Genomic DNA, 20256 nt, shown 5'->3' with positions numbered 1-20256 from the left:
GCAACGCTATGAAAACTTTTTATACGATACTCACTAATTACGGAAAACAAGCGTTAGCCGATGCGTTAGCCGCACAACAACCTTTGAAAATCCCGGCGATGGGCGCGGGTGATGGGGGCGGCGCGTATTATGAGCCGACCGACGATCAAACGAATTTACGCAATGAGCTATGGCGCGGAAATCTGAATGATTTACGAACGGATGACGATAATCAAAACAACGTTATCGCTGAAGCCGTTATCCCTCAAGATATAGACGGCGACTGGGTAGTTCGTGAGGTGGGCTTATATGACGATAAAGGCGGGTTAATTGCTGTTGGTAAATATCCTGAAACCTATATCCCCGCCTTGGCGTTTGGTTCAGCAAAACAAGTTTATATCAATATCGTGGTCAAGGTTGATAACGTCGCAGCCGTCGAACTCGTCGTTGACCATGATACCGTTTTAGCCAGCAAACAATTCGTAATGAATAAGGGCTACGGAACAGTAGGCAGCTTTGAGGCGGGGCTGTTTGAAATTAAAGCGTTAACGAATCAGTTTCAATTAGTTATTTTTGAGTCTGAAAACAGCTTATACCGCTGGGATGGGGCATTTCCTAAAACAGTTCCAACAGGTTCAACCCCTGACTCTACAGGGGGAATAGGCCAAGGGGCATGGATTGGTATTAGTGATGCTGCCTTACGTAAGGATTTAGCTAATGGGAATGGTTCTCTCATTGGTACAAACATAGGTACATTGGATGAGGCTATAACATTTGTAACGCCTGAAATGTTCGGCGCGATTGGTGATGGAGTGGCTGATGATACTCAGGCGATTCTTGATGCCATTCAGTATGTATTACCTAAACACATGGATGTGATTGGATATCAAACCTATAAAATATCCAACACCCTAGAAATTAGGGAAACCGCTAATTTACCCCCCGAGCTAGAGGATTTTAGTGTTACAAAATTAAAGCTACAGAAACTGATATACACCCCATCTTCAGGTACGGCTGTAAGAGTTAAAAGCCCAGCATGTCAAATTATCATAGGACATTTAGTAGGAACATCCACAGAAATCATTGGATTGGATCAGACAATAGGTCTTGAAGTCGCAGGGATGGGATGTTCACCTCACTATATTAATTATATTGGGGGGTTCGGAACAAACATAAAGTTTTCTGACGCGTATACAAATGAAGTTCATGTTGGTTGGTGTCATGATGCATTCCGTGGGGTTCGCGGGGTTAATTCTAACGCTAATAAAATTTATGGTCGGATTGGTGGCCCATACGGAACGGTTGATATTATTCCGTCCAGTTGTGACGTTGGCGTTGAGTGGGACTCTACAAGCAATACCAACGAGGTATACGCAACTATTGAATATTGTAAACGTAGCGTATATTCAAAGCCGTTTGAAGATCATGGGCTGGCGAATAAATTTTATGGATACATTGAGGCGTGTTCTCAACCTGGTGTATTGATGGGGACGGAAAATAAATATCAGGTAATGAACGGCGGGAATACTACGCGTGGGCCGTATGGCTTCTTAGTTAGTGGTGCAGGTAATAGTTATGAAATCCTTTTATCTAGGGCCACTTATGGGGAAAATGTAACCGGCGCAACAGCGACGCTAACCTTTAAAAACCTACAGCCGATACAGTCTACAAATAACCATGCTAAAGTTTTTGGTTCTGGACATAAAGAAATACTTTCATCTCCAACTATCAATCAACTGTTAGTGTACTCTAACGATTTAGGTAATTCAGCATGGTATAAAGGAGTGCTAGGAAGCGCATCATTATCTGATTTAACATTCACTTATGGGAATTATAATTCAAATAGTTCGAATGGATACGCGTATGGGACTAAAATAAATATATCAAGAGCCGCCACATCTGAAGCTGATATTTATGTTATATCACAAAATGTTACAACTACTTTTAGTAGTGATTTATCATTAGGTATTGCCGTTCAAGTTCTAACAGGTGATGTGGATGTTTTTATTAAAGCGCAAGGCGTAACGAGCGGCAAGATATATAGTAAAGAGATTAGATTGCTTGGTGGTAGCAAAATTGTTGAGCTTTCCCATAGTTCCCCTAGCGCTTATGGATTGACAGAGCAAACAGTCTATGAAATAGAACTTAGAGCGTGGTCGGCATCATCATTAATCGTTTATAACACGCACCTATGCGCGGCGGCGCAGGTAACAAGAGCGCCTGCTAGTATCGGGGATACAGCTACCCCGTTTACACCCATTTATGATTCTGGATATGTCAGCCGGCGATCTATCAGTAAATTTATAGGCGTTCCAACTACCATGACACAATATGATTTTGATACGTATTTGGTTTACGCAATGGATGGTAACATTAGTTTATTTGGCGGATATGACGGTCTAACAGTGACATTTCATAAGCCAGGCATATCGAATACTAATTTGCTGTCAGCCGAACCATACGGTATTAATGGCTCTGGTTTATATTCTATTTCCGCAAACAACAAGACCGTTACATTACAGTATTCAGTTAATGCTCAAGGCTGGATAGTCATCAGCTCTACTAACTAGCAAAGCGTAACACCTATAAAGCCCCATTCATCGTGGGGCTTTTTTATCTATAAGTGGCGTTGAGGCGTTCAATTTTGCATAATGCAAAATCAGCATTTTTTTGGCGTTCTTGTTATGCAAAATACCACGCCGAACTATGCATAAAATTTCGCCGCGCTACATAAACGCTCCAAGTTCGTTCATTACTGCCCGCGTACGCTGGTGCTGAACAATCTGGAGTTTGACCATGCGGATATTTTTGAAGATCTGCACGCTATCCAAAAGCAGTTCCACCATTTGGTTCGCCTGGTGCCGGGCAAGGGAAAAATCATCCTACCCGAGAACGACGCCAATCTAAAGCAGGTGCTGAGCATGGGCAGTTGGAGCGAGCTGGAGACCAGCGGCGTCGGCCAGCGCTGGTCTGCCAATAAACTGACGGCGGACGCCGGGCAGTTTGAAGTGCTGTTCGACGACCAAGTGGTCGGCGAAGTTAACTGGTCGTTAGTCGGCGAACACAATATGCACAACGGTCTGATGGCGGTAGCCGCAGCGCGCCACGTCGGCGTGAAGCCGGAGGATGCCTGCCGCGCCCTGGGCGGATTTATCAACGCTCGCCGTCGTCTGGAGTTTAAGGGCGAAGTGAACGGCGTTTCAGTCTACGATGACTTCGCCCATCACCCGACCGCGATTCTCGCCACGCTGGCAGCGCTTCGCAGCAAGGTTGGCGGTACCGCGCGCATTTTGGCCGTTCTGGAGCCGCGTTCCAATACGATGAAGATGGGCGTCAGTAAGGACGAACTGGCGCCGGCTTTCGGCCGTGCCGATGAGGTGTTTATTCTGCAGCCGCCGACGCTGGCGTGGCAGGTTTCCGACGTGACCGACGCCTGCATTCAGCCCGCGCACTGGACGGGCGACGTAGATATGCTGGTCAGCATGATCGTCAACAGCGCACAGCCGGGCGATAATATTCTGGTTATGAGCAACGGCGGCTTTGGCGGTATCCACGGCAAATTGCTGGAAGCGCTGGAGAAAAAGGCTCTGGCATCGTACTGATAGCAAGTTTGGATAAGAAAATGCCGTACTATCTATGTACGGCATTTTTTTGGCCGGAGAGCTGAAAACGAACTACAGCTCTTGCTCAAACAGCTCTAGAATCGCTTCATACAGCTGCTTGACGCTAAAACCTCTGGCCGGGGTGGTGAAAATCGTGTCGTCACCGGCAATCGTGCCGAGGATCCCTTCCGATTTTCCCATTGAGTCAAGCAGGCGAGCCAGCAGCTGAGCCGCGCCGGGACTGGTGTGGATAACGACCAGCGAGTCATTGTAGTCGACATCGAGCACCAGATTTTTCAGCGGGCTGGTGGCGGTAGGAACGCCCAGCTCCGTCGGCAGGCAGTAAACCATTTCCATTTTGGCGTTGCGAATTCGCACTGCGCCAAACTTGGTCAGCATCCGTGAAACCTTCGACTGGTTAATGTTTTCAAACCCTTCGTCCTGCAAGGCCTGCACGATTTCGCTCTGCGAGCTGAGCTTTTCCTCTTTTAGCAGGGCTTTGAACGCCTTAACCAGATCTTCTTGCTTTGTTGGATTTCGCATGGTGTACCGTCAGTTTTTAAATAATCATGATGTCATTATGAATAAAAATGGAGCAGGACTCAAAAAACCTTTGCCTGTTCTTGTGATAACGACGTTTTTTCTCTCTTGGCTTACGACCAAAATGTTCTTAATTGTTCATTTTGATGAACAAAAAGTTTTTAATCGACTATTTTTTGCAGCATATCTCAAACTTTACTCTAAGGATTGGTGATTGTGCTCACAATCCTCTAAGCTTCACTCTATGTTTTGCTCGATACATCAAAGATAGATACAAAAAGGAGTTCAGAATGAAAATTACCGTTCTCGGTGCAGCCGGTGGCATTGGCCAAGCTTTGGCCCTGCTGTTAAAAACGCAAATGCCCGCTAATTCCGAGCTTGCTCTTTACGACATTGCGCCAGTCACTCCGGGCGTTGCCGTCGATTTGAGCCATATTCCTACGGCGGTTGAGATTGTCGGCTTTAGCGGAGAAGACGCGCGCCCTGCCCTGAAAGGTGCTGACATCGTTCTTATCTCTGCGGGCGTTGCCCGTAAGCCCGGCATGGATCGTTCAGACCTGTTTAACATCAACGCGGGCATCATCCGCAACCTGATTCAGCAAGTCGCTGAGACGTGCCCGAAAGCCTGCATCGGCGTTATCACCAACCCGGTCAACACGACGGTCGCTATCGCGGCAGAAGTCCTGAAGAAGGCCGGCGTTTACGATAAGAGCAAGCTGTTTGGCGTGACGACGCTGGACATCATCCGTTCCAGCACTTTCGTTGCCGCTCTGAAAGGCAAGCAGCCGCAGGACGTTGTTGTCCCCGTAATTGGCGGCCACTCTGGCGTTACTATTCTGCCTCTGCTTTCTCAGATCCCGGGCGTAAGCTTTACTGATGCAGAAGTTGAATCTCTCACCAAGCGCATCCAGAACGCTGGCACCGAAGTAGTAGAAGCCAAAGCCGGCGGCGGGTCAGCTACGCTTTCTATGGCTCAGGCGGCCGCGCGCTTCGCGCTTTCTCTGGTTCGCGCGATGCAGGGCGAGAAGAATGTCGTCGAGTGTGCCTATGTTGAAGGCGACGGCAAGTACGCCCGCTTCTTTGCACAACCTTTAGTGCTGGGTAAAGACGGCATTGAGAGTATTAAAGATATCGGCACGCTGAGCGCATATGAGCAAAAAGCGCTGGAAGGCATGCTGGACGTGCTGCACAAGGATATTGAACTGGGCGAGAAATTTATTCAGGGATAATCCCGTGCGCGTTTGATGAAAGCCGCTGTTGGTGAAGGCCTACAGCGGTTTTTTATTATCCTTTCTATTGGATAAGATGCGGCTAGTCGTCGCTTTGTCGCCTTGTGCGGTTAGCCTTGAGCTGATGGGTTATGGGGTCGAAATAGCGGCTAGGCCAGATTTCGCTTGGGTGGACCCCCAGCGTTTCTGCGATGATCCACTCGCCTTTTGGCCATGAACGAACGAGAGCGTTTGCCAGCGTTGATGAGCTTAATCCCGATTGACGCGACAGCGCGGCTAGCGTCGTCCCTCGTTTACGCAGGGCGGCAATAATATCAGCAGAGTGCCAGTCTTCTTTCCTTTCGTCCATTCGTTCCCTCCTTTTTAGATGTTTTACATAAATTTGATAAATAGGATTTAAGTCGATTACATAAACGGGTAATAGAAAATATTTTCTTAATAATGATGATTTTTAATTTTTTCTGAACAATTTTGGCTCGCTATGAAATGCTATATATATTGAATTCTATAATTATTTTTAAATTATTCATTCTCATTAGTCATTTTATTATAAGATTTTTGCTTAAAAATTCTATTATTAATTTATTTTTAAGAAAGTGAATTTAGGCCTTTCTTCTTATCAATCTTTACGCTTTCCAATAATGAAATATATTTATTATCAATGTCTTGGTGTCAGGTGATTAACGCATTGGGCAGGTTTTCTCACCGGTCTTACTGTCTTAAAAGACAGGGTATATTTTAAATATTTAGGTTTTTTTATTAAATTAACTAACATAAACTTGTTACCAATTTAAATATAATGAATATAGCCGGATGAGATTGTTGTCTACGCGAGACATAAATCTATTTTATGGAAACGATAAACATTGACGAAGGGTTAATGTTTATGTGCAGGTATTAAGATCTAGGTAGGGGTCTTTATATGAAAAAGGAATGGTTCTCAACGCATGAATTAACCAGCGTAGGGGGGCTGCCCACTACGGTTCAGGGAATTAATCAGAAAGCGAGACGCGAAAAGTGGAAAAGCCGAAAACGAACCGGCGTTCAGGGTAAAGCGCTTGAATACCATATTGATAGCGTTCCGGATAAGGCGAAGGTCGTTTTATTGGCTAATGAAGACGGTGGGAAGTATACCGTGAACGCGCCGGCCAACGATCCTTTTGCCGTTTGGGTTACTGCCTATAACCAGCTTACGGTGACGGAAAGAGAGCGTCTTGTTTCCCTTATTGTCCGTGACGGCATTACGGGGCTTATGGAAAGGATTGGCGTATCTACGGATATGGCAGAAGTAGTATAGGTTTAATCACTCAGGCTTTTGTAACGGATGACATATGAAAAAAGAATGGTTTTCAGCAAAAGAGCTGGTTGGCATTGGCGGTCTTCCAGGCACTGCTCAGGGAATTAACCAAAAGGCTAAAAGAGAGCTGTGGATTCGTCGACGTCGTCTTGGCGTACAGGGCAAGGCGGTGGAGTATCACATAGACAGCATACCTGTCGGCGTGCAGCACGTTCTTCGCGCAATGGAAGACAGTGCGCTGTACAACACTCAAACCGACGAGCCTTTTACTATCTGGGTAACGGCGTATAACCAGCTAACGTCGCAGGAGCGGGATAAAATAGTTTCTCTGCTTATGCGCAGAGGGATTGCCGGGCTTATGGACAAGGTGAATACCCCGGACAGCGTTGCCTTAATGGATAACGACGTGGTTGAGGCATAAAAAAACGGGCGCTTGGCGCCCGTTTAGTATTGAAGCGAATGGATTAAGTATCGCGATGTACGGACAGTCGCGCTAAGGATTCGAGCGCGGTTTTATAAGGCGTATCCGGCAGGCAGGCCAGCGCGGCGATCGCCTTGTTGGCCTCTTCTTCGGCGCGCCGCTGAGTGTAGTCAAGCGAGCCGCACTGACGCATCGTTTCCAGCACCTCTTCCAGCAGGTGGCGACCGTTGCCCTGCTCAATTGCGCCGCGGATTTGCGCTGCGCGCTCCGGCGTTCCGTTGTGCATGGCGTGCAGCAGCGGCAGAGTGGGCTTGCCTTCGTTCAGATCGTCACCCAGGTTTTTCCCCAAACGAACGCCGTCCGCACTGTAGTCCAGCAGGTCGTCTATCAGTTGGAAAGCGGTGCCAATATAGCGACCGTACTCCTGCAGCGCCTTTTCCTGTTCTGGCGTAGCGTTAGCCAGAATGGCAGACGCCTGCGCAGCCGCTTCAAATAAACGAGCGGTTTTGCTGTAAATTACCTGCATGTAGTTTTCTTCAGTGATGTCGGGATCGTTGCAGTTAATTAACTGCATAACTTCACCTTCTGCGATCACGTTAGTTGCGGCCGACATGAGCTTAAGAATCTCGAGCGAGCCGAGGCTGGTCATCATCTGAAAAGAGCGGGTATAGATGAAGTCGCCGACCAGTACGCTGGCGGCGTTGCCAAATGCGGCGTTGGCCGTCGCTTTTCCTCGGCGAAGATCCGATTCGTCCACAACGTCGTCATGTAATAGCGTTGCAGTATGGATGAACTCAATCAGCGCGGCTGAAGTAATGTGTCCATCACCCTCATAGTTGAGCGCTCGGGCCGCCAAAACGGCGATCGTGGGACGAATGCGTTTTCCGCCGCCGCTGATAATGTAGTGCCCCAACTGGTTGATGAGTACAACGTCAGAGTTCAACTGCGCGAGTATCGCGGCGTTCACCGCGGCCATGTCCTTTTCCGCTAACTGCGTAATCTGTTCAATATTCATAGTGTGTTTGTTGTTTTATCGTTTTAAATCGGCGCCGTCCCGCCTCTGTTTACAGAACCGTAACCCGGGTGATTGTACTCGAAAATTAGCATAGATGAACGCCATAAAAAGCGCTCGATCATTTTCTTGTATTTCTTCTCTGATTCTTAGCTTGTCAACGGTCGGATTTTTGCGTAGAATTCGCGCCCTATTGTGAATATTTTATAGCGCGCTTTGCACATTTTATAGATTTGGCGGTAAGTGCGCGGAAAGCGGAGTTAATATGTACGCGGTTTTCCAAAGTGGTGGCAAACAACACCGAGTAAGCGAAGGTCAAACCGTTCGCTTGGAAAAGCTGGACATCGCAACTGGTGAAACTATCGAGTTTGATCAGGTGATGATGGTTGCGAATGGCGATGACGTTAAAATCGGCGTTCCGTTCGTAGACGGCAGCAAGATTAAGGCAGAAGTTGTGGCGCACGGTCGTGGCGAGAAAGTTAAGATCGTTAAGTTCCGTCGCCGTAAGCACTACCGTAAGCAACAGGGCCACCGTCAGTGGTTTACTGATGTTAAAATCACTGGTATCAGCGCTTAAGGTATAGGAGAGCGGATAAATGGCACATAAAAAGGCTGGCGGTTCCTCACGAAACGGCCGCGATTCTGAAAGCAAACGTCTTGGCGTAAAGCGCTTCGGCGGTGAGTCTATTCTGGCTGGCAACATTCTGGTTCGTCAACGTGGCACCAAGTTCCATGCTGGCACCAACGTTGGCTGCGGTCGTGACCATACTCTGTATGCTTTGATCGACGGCAAAGTCAAGTTTGAAGTAAAAGGCCCGAAAAACCGTAAATTCATCAGCATTGTCGCTGAATAAGTTTTCGAGCTTTACAGACTTAAGGCCCTGCAATGTGATTGCGGGGCTTTTTATTTGTGGTTTATGTTACCCTTAGTTGAAAAAAACGTCAGCTTGGCATCAAGGCTGACGGATAGCGCATCGTTTTTTATTCCGGAGCTGTTGGGCAATGTCTCAGGTTAAGCAGAGTATGGCATTAGGCGTTACGTTCGCCTTAATCACCGCCGTGTTGTGGGGCGCCGTGCCGATTGCGATGAAGCAGGTTTTTCCTGACATGACGCCATACACGCTGGTTTGGTATCGATTCGTTATTTCATCGGTAGGGCTTGGGCTGGTGCTGGCGTTTCAGCGTAAGCTGCCCAGATTAGGGCTTTTTCGTCGCCCGCGCTGGCTTATCGTTCTGCTGATAGCCGCACTGGGGCTGGCGGGAAACTTTATCTTTTTCAGCTCTGCGCTTCAGTATCTGACGCCGACCGCTTCTCAGGTTATTGGCCAGCTTTCGCCAATCGGTATGCTGTTTGCCAGCGTGCTGATATTAAAAGAGACGATGCGAATTACGCAGATTATCGGTGCGGTTACGCTAGTGATCGGCATCGTGATGTTTTTTAACACTAATCTGGTTGAGATTTTTACGCGCCTGACGGATTACACCATGGGCGTGCTGCTCGGCGTTTGCGCGTCTCTGGTTTGGATTGCCTACGCCGTTGCGCAGAAGGTGCTGCAGCGTAGGCTTTCTGCGTCTCAAATTCTGTTTTTGCTGTATGTGTTAAGCGCCGTTTTTGTTACGCCATTGGCGGCGCCGTCAGAAATTTTTAATCTGAACGCCTGGCAGCTTGCGTGCCTGGCGTTTTGTGGTTTGAACACGCTGGTAGCCTACGGCGCGCTGGGAGAAGCCATGGCACGCTGGCAGGCCGCTCAGGTTAGCGCGCTGATTACGCTAACGCCGCTGTTTACGCTGCTGTTTTCCGATCTGTTAGCGCTAATGTGGCCGGAAACGTTCTCTATGATGGTGTTGAATTTTATGGGCTATAGCGGCGCCGTTATTGTGGTGCTGGGCGCAATGTTTTCTGCCGCGGGGCATCGTCTGTTTCCCCGCCGCTCGGATAAGAAGCCGGGCCTATCTATCAAGTAGGTTTATCTATTGCGCCCGCGATAGCGTGCGGCAGCGTATAAATAGGATAAACTGACAGTAAGCGACCCGACGGCGTCGGGCGAATGAGTGGAGAGTAAGAATGAAATTCGTTGATGAAGCCGCTATCCGAGTTGAGGCTGGCGACGGCGGCAACGGCTGTGTGAGCTTTCGCCGAGAAAAATATATTCCTAAGGGCGGCCCGGACGGCGGTGACGGCGGTGACGGTGGTGACGTGTTTATGGTCGCCGATGAAAACCTCAATACGCTGATCGACTATCGCTTTGAAAAAAGCTTCCGCGCCGAGCGTGGGCAGAACGGCCAAAGTAAGGCCTGTACCGGTCGTCGCGGTCAGGACATCACCATTAAGGTGCCGGTCGGTACGCGCGTTCTGGATCAGGGAACGGGAGAGGTGCTGGGCGACTTGACCCGCCATGGGCAAAAGCTGATGGTGGCCAAAGGCGGTTTCCACGGCTTGGGCAACCTGCGCTTTAAGTCGTCGGTTAACCGTACGCCTCGCCAAAAAACCAACGGCACGCCGGGGGACAAGCGTGAGCTGCTGCTTGAGCTGATGCTGCTTGCGGACGTCGGCATGCTGGGCCTGCCGAATGCGGGTAAATCTACCTTTATTCGCGCCGTTTCTGCCGCTAAGCCGAAAGTGGCCGACTATCCGTTTACCACGCTGGTGCCGAGCCTGGGCGTCGTTCGGATGGATAACGAACAAAGCTTCGTTGTCGCCGATATTCCCGGCCTGATTGAAGGCGCATCCGACGGCGCAGGGCTGGGGATCCGCTTCCTTAAGCATCTGGAACGCTGCCGCGTGCTGCTTCACCTTATCGACATTGCGCCAGTTGATGAGTCCGATCCGATTGAGAATGCGCACATCATCCTCAATGAGCTGCAGCAGTACAGCGAAAAGCTGGCGCAAAAGCCGCGCTGGCTGGTGTTCAACAAGGTTGACCTGCTTGATAAGGACGAGGCGGAAGCCAGAGCGAAGGCGATTGCCGATGCGCTGGGGTGGGAAGATAAGTATTACCTGATTTCCGCTGCCAATCGCGAAGGGGTAACGGCGCTCTGCTGGGACGTTATGGCGTTCCTGAACGCGAACCCTAAAGCGCTTGAAGAAGAAGAGTCCGGGCCGGAGAAGGCCGAGTTCATGTGGGACGATTATCATCGCGACCAGTTGAATAATCCAGAGGCACACGTTGTTGACGACGATGATGACTGGGATGACGACGACTGGGACGAAGAAGATGACGATGGCGTAGAGATTATTTACGAGCGTTAATCTTTCCGAAACGAAAAAGCCGCGAAACTATTCGCGGCTTTTTTCTTTCATTTATTGCTAGTTCGCGTTGTAAATATCCCGATAGAGCGTGCTTTCAAAGCCAGATAGCGTTTTTTTACCGTTTCCTCTCTCCTGCGGCGTCATCGCATAGCCGGACAGAAACTGAACGAAAGCGACCCTCTCTCCGCTGGCGGTCGTCATAAAGCCTGCGAGGTTGTAAACGCCCTGTAGTGCCCCCGTCTTGGCCGAGACCTTCCCGGTAAGGCCGGCTTCTTTAAAGCCGCTGCGCGCCCGAAGCGTGCCGTCTTGCCCGGAGGTGGGCAGCATGGAGATAAAGTCCAACTGCTGGTCGTGTTGCGCGATGTACTGAAGGATCTGCATCATGGTATCGGCTGCAATCAAATTATGGCGCGAGAGTCCGGAACCGTCTGCCATGACCGTGTTGCCAAGATTGATCCCCGCCTGCTTAAGCAGAACCTGTCTTACTGCGTTGGAGCCGGAACGCCAAGTCCCCGGCACGCCGTACTGCCTGTAGCCCATGGTGCGAAAGACCGTATCGGCGATCATATTATCAGAATTTTTAAGCATTATTTTCAGCAGGTCGTGCAGCGGAGCCGACTGAGTTTGGGCCAGAACGCGGCCTGGCTTGGTCAGCGTAGTCTGATAGCGTACAGCGTTGCCAATTTGAATGCCGGCCTGGCTCAGCTCGCTTTTTATTATTTTTGCCGCGTAGTCGCTTCCGTCCTGAATGGAGAAGGAAAGGGTAATGGGCTTTTCCTGCGGCGTCAGACAGCCGGTCAAGGTATAGCGCTGATTTTCTCCTGCCGTAACGTCAAATTCGCAAAAGCGGCCTTCGGGCGCGTTGCGCGGATAGGTTTTCACCTGGCTTATGACCTGTACCGGGTAATAAGAGGCGACCTGAACCGTGGCCGTTCCGCCCGACTGTTTGGCGGTCTGTAGCGCAACGGAGAAGCAGTTTTTATCGATAATGGCTGCGGAGGCCGGGGCGCTAAAGCACTGAGTCATATCGTTCCAGGACCAGCCCGGCGCTTTGTCGTGGCTGGCGAATACGGAAGTATCGATAGTCAGCCCGCCGGATACTTTGCGCACGCCCTGCTGTTTGAGGCTTTGGATCATCGTTCGTAGCTGCTGGCGAGTGAGCGTCGGGTCGCCGCTAAAGCGCACGATCAGGTCCCCGTTGAGCGCGCCGTTATTTATCGCTCCGCCACCTTCAATCGTCGTAGTGAAGCGGAAGTCCGGCCCAAGCTGGAGCAGCGCAGCCAGCGCCGTGACGACCTTTTGCGTACTGGCGGGCAGTGTAAGCTGCTTGTCCTGATAATCAAGAACGGTGGACCGTGCGCCCACTTTTTGCACCATAAGAGAGAGAGACGCGCCTTCCGGCAGCAGGCCGGTGTACTTATCGACTTCAGCGGCTTGGGCAGCGGCGCTGAGAGCACAAAGTGCGGCGCCGAAAATTTTCAATAAACGCATAGTGGGTAATTACCTGCATACCTGCAAATAGAAAAAGGCGAAAAAACGGTTAAAGTGTATCACGCTTTAACCGGCTAATTTATACCGCAGTTGCCATTTGGCAAAAGGCCGTAGGCAGAAGATGAGAAAACTAAACGATGACCCCGGGGGAAGTCTCAGGTAAAATAGCGGCTTCCCATGATCGCCGTTTGGCCTGGAAATTTAACCGGGTCGGGCCGTTTTTGCTCTTAAAGCGCACAGGCGGCGGTCCGATGATAAGGCTTTAAACGGTTGCCGAACACAACGACTCGGCAGCTTTAGAAGGATAGTAGTATGCGACAAATTCCGATGACGCTGCTTGGCGCAGAAAGGCTGCGTGAAGAGCTGGAGTATTTGAAAAACGTACGTCGACCTAAAATTATTTCAGATATCGCTGAAGCCAGAGCTCACGGTGATTTGAAAGAGAATGCGGAATATCATGCGGCGCGCGAACAGCAGGGATTTTGTGAAGGCAGGATCCAGGAGATTGAGGCCAAGCTTTCCCACGCTCAGATTATCGACGTCACCAAGATGGCCAATAACGGCCGCGTAATTTTCGGTGCGACGGTAAAGGTGATGAATCTGGATACGGAAGAAGAAGTGGTATATCGCATCGTCGGTGACGACGAGGCTGATTTCAAACAGAACCTGATCTCCGTCAACTCGCCGATGGCGCGCGGTTTGATAGGCAAAGAGGCTGACGACGTCGTTATCGTTAAGGCGCCCGGCGGCGATATTGAGTTTGAAATTCTTAGCGTTGAGTACGTCTAAACGCTACGCCAAGGCGGGGCGGTCTTTATTTGACCAAGTGTAAAGAAGTGAAAAAGGTGACAGCCGTGCATCACCTTTTTCCTTCGAGTTTATCGAGGAAGTGCGATTTTCTTGTCTTTACTCGGCTTGTAAAGCACCAGCATGCTACCGATAACCTGCACGTTGCACGCTTTGGTTTCTCGAACGATAGCGTCGACAATCAGCATTTTGGTTTCACGCTCTTCGGTTGAAATCTTGACTTTGAGCAGCTCGTGGTGCTCCAGCGCCTGTTCGATTTCAGCAAGAACGCCCTCTGTCAGGCCGTTTGCGCCGATCATGACGACTGGCTTTAGTGGATGAGCCAGGCTCTTCAGGTGCTGCTTTTGTTTGTTAGATAGGTTCATTGTCTTAATGTCAATTTGCGGTTAAGGGTTGAAAACGGCATATTCTACCGCCATCTAATACTTAGCACCAACTTGGCGTGAAGCTGAAATACACCCTAATATTAGTACAGTTGGAATACCGAATGGGTAATAAAAAGCGTTCAGCCAGCTCAACGCGCTGGCTACAGGAACACTTTAGCGACAAATACGTCCAGCAGGCGCAGAAAAAAGGGCTTCGCTCTCGCGCATGGTTTAAGCTCGACGAAATACAGCAGACCGATAAATTGTTTAAACCTGGTATGACCGTCGTCGATTTGGGCGCCGCGCCCGGCGGGTGGTCGCAGTATGCGGTAACGCAAATCGGCAATCAGGGGCGTATCATCGCCTGTGACATTTTGCCTATGGATCCTATCGTCGGAGTTGATTTCCTTCAGGGCGACTTTCGTGATGAGATGGTGATCAAGGCGCTGTTGGAAAGAGTCGGGGAAAGCAAAGTTCAGGTTGTGATGTCCGACATGGCGCCCAACATGAGCGGTACGCCTGCGGTTGATATCCCCAGAGCGATGTATCTGGTGGAACTGGCGCTGGAGATGTGTAAAGACGTACTGGCGCCGGGGGGCAGCTTTGTCGCTAAAGTTTTCCAAGGGGAAGGGTTCGACGAATACCTACGTGAAATCCGTTCAATGTTTACAAAAGTAAAGATTCGTAAACCTGATGCTTCTCGGGCTCGTTCGCGTGAAGTATACATTGTAGCGACTGGGCGCAAACTATAGTACCCTAACGCGTATTGTTACGTTAACACCATTGTAATATGAGGTTAATTCCTTGAGTGATATGGCGAAAAACCTAATTCTCTGGCTGGTCATTGCTGTTGTCCTGATGACGGTGTTCCAGAGTTTCGGAACCAGTGAGCCCGGCGGAAGCCGTACTGACTATTCCGAATTTATGACACAGGTCAGCAATAAGCAGGTGAAAGAGGCCAGAATCAGCGGGCGTGAAGTCAAGTACAAGATGATGGACGACGCCGCGCGTACGACCTATATGCCGACGGAAGATCCTCTGTTGCTTAGCATGTTATTGAAAAATAACGTGAAAACTGTTGGTGAACCACCGGAGCAGCAGGGCTTCCTGCAGCAGGTCTTTATTTCCTGGTTCCCTATGCTGTTGCTTATCGGCGTCTGGATATTCTTTATGCGCCAAATGCAGGGCGGCGGCGGTAAAGGCGCCATGTCGTTCGGCAAGAGCAAGGCGCGCATGTTGACCGAAGAGCAGATCAAGACCACGTTTGCCGACGTGGCGGGCTGCGACGAAGCGAAAGAAGACGTAAGCGAACTGGTTGAGTTTCTGCGCGAGCCGAGCCGCTTCCAGAAGCTGGGCGGCAAGATCCCGAAAGGCATACTGATGGTAGGGCCTCCGGGTACCGGTAAAACGCTGCTGGCGAAGGCTATCGCTGGCGAAGCGAAGGTGCCTTTCTTCACTATCTCCGGTTCCGACTTCGTTGAAATGTTCGTCGGCGTGGGCGCATCTCGCGTTCGTGACATGTTTGAACAGGCCAAGAAGGCGGCCCCGTGCATTATCTTTATCGATGAAATCGATGCCGTTGGCCGTCAACGCGGCGCCGGTCTGGGCGGTGGTCACGATGAACGTGAGCAGACGCTGAACCAGATGCTGGTTGAAATGGACGGTTTTGAAGGCAACGAAGGCGTTATCGTTATCGCTGCAACTAACCGCCCTGACGTGCTTGACCCCGCGCTGCTGCGCCCTGGCCGCTTTGACCGTCAGGTCGTCGTTGGCCTGCCGGACGTTCGCGGTCGCGCTCAGATTTTGAAGGTGCACATGCGCCGCGTGCCGGTTTCGCCTGACGTAGACGAATCCGTTATCGCTCGCGGTACGCCGGGCTTCTCCGGCGCGGATCTGGCTAACCTGGTCAACGAAGCCGCCTTGTTCGCCGCTCGCACGAAAAAGCGCGTAGTGTCGATGGTGGAGTTTGAAAAGGCCAAAGACAAGATCATGATGGGCGCCGAGCGCCGTTCTCTGGTGATGACGGAAGAGCAGAAAGAGTCTACCGCCTATCACGAAGCGGGCCACGCGATTATTGGTCGTCTGGTGCCGGAGCACGATCCGGTGCATAAAGTCACGATTATTCCTCGCGGCCGCGCGCTGGGCGTGACGTTCTTCCTGCCGGAAGGCGACGCCATCAGCGAAAACCGCCAGAAGCTGGAAAGCCGTATTTCAACGCTGTACGGCGGTCGTTTGGCCGAAGAGCTGATTTACGGTTCGGAAAAGGTTTCTACCGGCGCTTCTAACGACATTAAAGTGGCGACCTCTATCGCTCGCAACATGGTGACCCAGTGGGGCTTCTCCGAGAAGCTGGGGCCTTTGCTGTACGCGGAAGAAGAGGGCGAGGTGTTCTTGGGGCGCTCCGTTTCGAAGAGCAAGCACATGTCTGACGAAACGGCGCGCATTATCGACCAGGAAGTGAAGGCCATTATTGAGCGCAACTACCAGCGCGCAAGGGTGATTCTGGAAGAGAACATGGACATCATGCACGCCATGAAAGACGCGCTGATGAAGTACGAGACGATTGACGCTCCGCAAATCGACGACCTGATGGCGCGCCGCGAAGTTCGCGCTCCTGCCGGATGGGATGATACCCAGAGCAGCGGCATGAAGCAGCCGCCGGCCGGCAGCGCGCAAAATCCGCCTCCGGCTTCAGAAGAAAAGCCGTCGTCGCCCGAGTTCAATAAAAACGAACCCAGCGACAAGCCGGCGATGTAATTAAAACGTTGTTTAACGCTAAGCGGCCCTCCAGACGGAGGGCCGTTTTTTTACGTCAAGAAACGGCAGCGACAAGGGGCGCAATATGATATTGTGACGTCCGGATATTGGGCCGTATCGCGACGTTTGTTGATAAGTGACATCGATAGAAAAAGATGATTTTACTACGATGCTGTTTGCGCCCAGGGACGTTTAATTACATCACGGAGTTATATTGCGCTATGAAGATGCATCGTTTAGCAACGGCACTGCTGTTTTCCCTTTTTGGCCTAGCAAGTGGCGCTCAGGCGATAGAAAAAATCCCTGGCGTTGCTGCGTCGATTAATCCGCCTGAAGGCTTTGCTCAGTCAAAGCAGTTTTCTGGCTATTTCAATGAAAAGAGCGGCGCTTCCATTATGGCGACCGAAATGTCATCTCCGCTGGAAGAAGTGCAGCACGGATTCATTCCCGACTTGCTGACCGTAAAGGGTGTTCGCGTTTTGGGTTCAGAGCAGGCGGAGCGTCAGGGGAAAAAGCTGTGGCTGTATAAGATAGCGCAAAGCGACGGCAGCGTGGACTACCATAAGTGGATCCTGCTGCAGGGCGACGATAAGGGTTCGCTGATGATGGTTGGAACCTATCAGGCAGCGAATGAAAGCACTGAAGGCGCAAAGATTAAAGACGCCTTGCTAAGTCTGGAAGTTCAAGACGAGGCGAGAAATAAGGTAAGTCTGGACGGCCTGAGCTATACGGTAAAAGAAACGGAAAACCTTAAGATAACCAAGCGTATGAACAGCGCGCTTGCCATGACGCGTCCTGGTGACCCCTTCCCGTCGGAAAGCGCAGAGCCGTTGCTGGTTATAGCCCCGTCGTTTAATAACGTTGAAATCGGCGACTTGGCCTCATTTGCCGAAAAGCATTTAAAAAGCACTTCGTCGCTAATTGAAGCGGAAGTCGTGAAAGACAGCGTAAAAAGCCTGAAAATAGGCGGTTTGGATGCCGTGGAGCTTCAGGCTAATGCGGAGGATGCGCGTAACCATAAGCCGGTTAAGGTCTATCAGGCCATCATCGTTTCCTCCGATGGATATTACGTCATTAAAGGGATTGTGAAGAGCGAGCTTAGCGAGCAGTTTTTGCCGGAGTTTCGCCAAATTGCTCACGGCCTGACGGTAAATAAATAAGGCCGGGTTATGCCGTCGTTGAGGGATACCGGCGGCGCGTATTATTTTTTTGACGCGATGAGAGGTTGAAGAATCATCATGAAGTTAGAAAGCCGAGGGCTCACGCTGGATCTCAATTATCCTCAAGTCATGGGGATCCTTAACGTCACGCCGGACTCTTTTTCCGACGGCGGACGCTATAGCCAGATTGACAGCGCGCTGCGCCACGCTAACGAGATGATTCAGGCAGGCGCGACGCTTATCGATATTGGCGGCGAGTCTACCCGCCCGGGCGCTGCTGACGTATCGGTTGAGGAAGAGCTGGAACGAGTGATTCCAGTAACTGAAGCCATTGCCCATAATTTTGACGTTTGGATCTCCGTTGATACCTCCAAGGCGGAAGTGATGCGTGAATCCGCCCGAGCGGGTGCTCATCTTATTAACGATATTCGCGCGCTTCAGGAGCCCGGAGCTCTGGAGGCTGCGGCCGAGTGCGGGTTGCCCGTGTGCTTGATGCACATGCAGGGTATGCCGCGAACGATGCAGCAGGAACCGCACTATCATGACGTCGTTGCTGAAGTTGACGCCTTTCTGGCCGAGCAGATCGCGCGTTGTGAACAGGCCGGTATTGAACGAAAAAAAATAGTGCTCGATCCCGGCTTTGGTTTCGGTAAAAATTTGCGACATAACTATCAGCTGCTGGCTCACCTGTCCAAATTTCACCGTTTCGGACTGCCGCTGCTGATCGGAATGTCGCGTAAGTCAATGATTGGGCAATTGTTGAACGTACCGCCCTCAGAACGGCTGGTTGGAAGCATCGCCTGCGCGACTATCGCTGCAATGCAGGGGGCGCAGATTATTCGCGTACACGACGTTAAAGAAACGGTGGAAGCAATGCGAATTGTGGAAGCTACGCTTGGCGCAAGGGGATAAAAAAACATCATGAGCAGCACACGTAAATATTTTGGTACTGACGGCATCCGCGGCAAGGTGGGTGAGCATCCGATTACGCCTGACTTCGTTCTCAAGCTGGGCTGGGCCGCAGGTAAGGTATTGGCTCGCCACGGCTCGCGAAAGATAATCATTGGTAAAGATACCCGTATTTCCGGCTATATGTTGGAATCCGCGCTTGAAGCCGGTTTGGCGGCCGCAGGGCTGTCGGCTTCATTTACCGGCCCCATGCCGACGCCGGCGGTGGCTTATCTGACGAGGACGTTCCGCGCAGAGGCCGGTATCGTAATTTCTGCGTCTCATAACCCCTTTGACGACAACGGCATCAAGTTCTTCTCGATAGACGGCACCAAGCTGCCCGACGCGGTTGAAGAAGCCATTGAAGCCGAGATGGAAAAACCGCTGACCTGCGTGACGTCTGCCGAGCTGGGTAAGGCCAGCCGGATAAACGACGCCGCCGGGCGCTATATCGAGTTCTGTAAGGGCGGCTTTCCGAGCGAACTGAGCTTGAGTTCCCTTAAAGTCGTTGTTGACTGTGCAAACGGCGCGACTTACCACATCGCTCCCAGCGTGCTGCGCGAGCTGGGAGCGACGGTTATCACCATCGGCTGCGAGCCGGACGGCATGAATATCAACGAACAGTGCGGCGCAACCGACGTGCGTGCGCTGCAAGAGCGCGTTCTCACCGAGAAGGCCGATCTGGGCATAGCCTTTGACGGTGACGGCGACCGCGTCATTATGGTGGATCACCTCGGCAACCGGGTCGACGGCGACCAAATCATGTACATCATCGCCCGCGAAGCGCTGCGCAAAGGGCAGCTTAAAGGGGGCGCCGTTGGTACCCTGATGAGCAACATGGGATTGGAGCTGGCGCTTAAGCAGCTGGGCATCCCGTTTGCCAGAGCGAAAGTGGGCGACCGCTACGTTCTGGAGAAAATGAACGAATTAGGCTGGACCATCGGCGCGGAAAACTCCGGGCACGTTATCCTGTTGGATAAGACCACGACCGGAGACGGGATCGTTGCGGGCCTGCAGGTTCTGGCCGCCGTCGTGCGCAACCAGATGAGCCTGCACGACCTGTGCAGCGGAATGAAGCTGCTGCCGCAAATTCTGGTTAACGTTCGCTTCTCTGGGCAGCACGATCCGCTGGCGACGGAGAGCGTGAAGCAGGCTACGTTGGAAGCGGAGGAGGCTCTGACGGGACGCGGTCGAGTTCTGCTGCGGAAATCCGGCACTGAACCTCTGATCCGCGTGATGGTCGAAGGTGAAGACGAACAGCAGGTTTTGGCGTTAGCAAATCGCATTGCCGATGCGGTTAAAGCCGCAGGCTAGCGGCGTTAACGAGCCAATGAGGAAAAGCGGGGCGGATTTATCCGCCCTTTTACTTCGCATACGACAGGGATGAATGAACAGGGA

19 protein-coding genes and 1 pseudogene are annotated in these 20256 nt (G+C 51.2%); 15 read left to right on the top strand and 5 right to left on the bottom strand.

Features of this window, described 5'->3' with window-relative positions; all coding sequences use genetic code 11:
• Positions 1 to 8 precede the first annotated feature (8 nt).
• Positions 9 to 2549, top strand: a complete 2541-nt coding sequence (locus V8L73_RS16200; protein WP_347253446.1) for a phage tail protein — start codon at positions 9 to 11, stop codon at positions 2547 to 2549.
• A 150-nt stretch (positions 2550 to 2699) separates the two neighbouring features.
• A pseudogene (gene mpl / locus V8L73_RS16195) lies at positions 2700 to 3581 on the top strand (UDP-N-acetylmuramate:L-alanyl-gamma-D-glutamyl-meso-diaminopimelate ligase); the annotation flags it as partial.
• A gap of 72 nt (positions 3582 to 3653) precedes the next feature.
• On the opposite strand, the gene argR reads toward mpl, so the two are convergent.
• Positions 3654 to 4124, bottom strand: coding sequence for a transcriptional regulator ArgR (gene argR, locus V8L73_RS16190; RefSeq protein ID WP_027276076.1), 471 nt, complete (start codon positions 4122 to 4124; stop codon positions 3654 to 3656).
• A 287-nt stretch (positions 4125 to 4411) separates the two neighbouring features.
• Between argR and mdh the strand changes: the two genes are divergently transcribed.
• Positions 4412 to 5350 carry a malate dehydrogenase gene (mdh, locus tag V8L73_RS16185; RefSeq protein WP_027276074.1) on the top strand — a complete coding sequence of 313 codons (939 nt, stop codon included), beginning with the start codon at positions 4412 to 4414 and terminating at the stop codon, positions 5348 to 5350.
• 82 nt (positions 5351 to 5432) lie between these two features.
• Here the strand turns inward: mdh and V8L73_RS16180 are convergent, their stop codons facing one another.
• Positions 5433 to 5699, bottom strand: coding sequence for a helix-turn-helix domain-containing protein (locus tag V8L73_RS16180; RefSeq protein ID WP_027276073.1), 267 nt, complete (start codon positions 5697 to 5699; stop codon positions 5433 to 5435).
• A gap of 573 nt (positions 5700 to 6272) precedes the next feature.
• Here V8L73_RS16180 and V8L73_RS16175 point away from each other — a divergent pair.
• Both V8L73_RS16175 and V8L73_RS16170 read left to right on the top strand, forming a co-directional pair.
• Complete coding sequence (locus V8L73_RS16175) at positions 6273 to 6647, top strand: DNA-binding protein (RefSeq protein WP_027276072.1); 375 nt, start codon at positions 6273 to 6275, stop codon at positions 6645 to 6647.
• Positions 6648 to 6681: 34 nt separating this feature from the next.
• A complete protein-coding gene (locus tag V8L73_RS16170) occupies positions 6682 to 7068 on the top strand; it encodes a DNA-binding protein (protein WP_261831951.1) in 387 nt (128 codons plus the stop codon).
• A gap of 43 nt (positions 7069 to 7111) precedes the next feature.
• On the opposite strand, the gene ispB is transcribed toward V8L73_RS16170, so the two are convergent.
• The gene (gene ispB, locus V8L73_RS16165) at positions 7112 to 8083 is read right to left on the bottom strand and encodes an octaprenyl diphosphate synthase (protein ID WP_027276071.1); all 972 of its coding nucleotides are present in this window, start codon (positions 8081 to 8083) and stop codon (positions 7112 to 7114) included.
• Positions 8084 to 8345: 262 nt separating this feature from the next.
• On the opposite strand from ispB, the gene rplU reads away from it, so the two are divergent.
• The 4 genes from rplU (at position 8346) to cgtA (ending at position 11330) form a co-directional block, all read left to right on the top strand.
• Positions 8346 to 8657 (top strand): 50S ribosomal protein L21, encoded by a 312-nt coding sequence (rplU, locus tag V8L73_RS16160; RefSeq protein ID WP_027276070.1) that lies wholly within the window; start codon positions 8346 to 8348, stop codon positions 8655 to 8657.
• 19 nt (positions 8658 to 8676) lie between these two features.
• The gene (gene rpmA, locus V8L73_RS16155) at positions 8677 to 8934 is read left to right on the top strand and encodes a 50S ribosomal protein L27 (protein WP_027276069.1); all 258 of its coding nucleotides are present in this window, start codon (positions 8677 to 8679) and stop codon (positions 8932 to 8934) included.
• Between the two features lie 148 nt (positions 8935 to 9082).
• A complete protein-coding gene (locus V8L73_RS16150; RefSeq protein WP_027276068.1) occupies positions 9083 to 10045 on the top strand; it encodes a DMT family transporter in 963 nt (320 codons plus the stop codon).
• Between the two features lie 100 nt (positions 10046 to 10145).
• On the top strand, positions 10146 to 11330 hold the full coding sequence (cgtA, locus tag V8L73_RS16145) for an Obg family GTPase CgtA (RefSeq protein ID WP_261831952.1): 1185 nt from the start codon (positions 10146 to 10148) through the stop codon (positions 11328 to 11330).
• Positions 11331 to 11387: 57 nt separating this feature from the next.
• Here the strand turns inward: cgtA and dacB are convergent, their stop codons facing one another.
• Positions 11388 to 12821 (bottom strand): serine-type D-Ala-D-Ala carboxypeptidase, encoded by a 1434-nt coding sequence (gene dacB, locus V8L73_RS16140; protein ID WP_347253445.1) that lies wholly within the window; start codon positions 12819 to 12821, stop codon positions 11388 to 11390.
• A gap of 312 nt (positions 12822 to 13133) precedes the next feature.
• Here dacB and greA point away from each other — a divergent pair, with 312 nt between their 5' ends.
• Positions 13134 to 13610, top strand: coding sequence for a transcription elongation factor GreA (gene greA / locus V8L73_RS16135; protein WP_027276065.1), 477 nt, complete (start codon positions 13134 to 13136; stop codon positions 13608 to 13610).
• A gap of 89 nt (positions 13611 to 13699) precedes the next feature.
• On the opposite strand, the gene yhbY is transcribed toward greA, so the two are convergent.
• Complete coding sequence (gene yhbY, locus V8L73_RS16130) at positions 13700 to 13993, bottom strand: ribosome assembly RNA-binding protein YhbY (protein WP_027276064.1); 294 nt, start codon at positions 13991 to 13993, stop codon at positions 13700 to 13702.
• A 122-nt stretch (positions 13994 to 14115) separates the two neighbouring features.
• On the opposite strand from yhbY, the gene rlmE reads away from it, so the two are divergent.
• The 5 genes from rlmE to glmM all read left to right on the top strand — a co-directional run bounded on the left by rlmE (position 14116) and on the right by glmM (position 20172).
• Positions 14116 to 14745 (top strand): 23S rRNA (uridine(2552)-2'-O)-methyltransferase RlmE, encoded by a 630-nt coding sequence (gene rlmE / locus V8L73_RS16125; protein WP_027276063.1) that lies wholly within the window; start codon positions 14116 to 14118, stop codon positions 14743 to 14745.
• A 52-nt stretch (positions 14746 to 14797) separates the two neighbouring features.
• Complete coding sequence (ftsH, locus tag V8L73_RS16120; protein ID WP_071783433.1) at positions 14798 to 16750, top strand: ATP-dependent zinc metalloprotease FtsH; 1953 nt, start codon at positions 14798 to 14800, stop codon at positions 16748 to 16750.
• Positions 16751 to 16971: 221 nt separating this feature from the next.
• Positions 16972 to 17910: a hypothetical protein gene (locus V8L73_RS16115; RefSeq protein WP_347253444.1), complete on the top strand. Its 939-nt coding sequence runs from the start codon at positions 16972 to 16974 to the stop codon at positions 17908 to 17910.
• A 78-nt stretch (positions 17911 to 17988) separates the two neighbouring features.
• A complete protein-coding gene (gene folP, locus V8L73_RS16110) occupies positions 17989 to 18822 on the top strand; it encodes a dihydropteroate synthase (RefSeq protein ID WP_347253443.1) in 834 nt (277 codons plus the stop codon).
• Between the two features lie 9 nt (positions 18823 to 18831).
• Positions 18832 to 20172 carry a phosphoglucosamine mutase gene (glmM, locus tag V8L73_RS16105; RefSeq protein WP_347253442.1) on the top strand — a complete coding sequence of 447 codons (1341 nt, stop codon included), beginning with the start codon at positions 18832 to 18834 and terminating at the stop codon, positions 20170 to 20172.
• Positions 20173 to 20256: the final 84 nt, after the last annotated feature.

The sequence above is a fragment of the Leminorella grimontii genome (assembly GCF_039789245.1).
Lineage (GTDB): Bacteria > Pseudomonadota > Gammaproteobacteria > Enterobacterales > Enterobacteriaceae > Leminorella > Leminorella grimontii.
The sequence above is the reverse complement of the archived record's forward strand: the minus strand, read 5'-3'. Positions and strand labels throughout refer to the sequence as shown.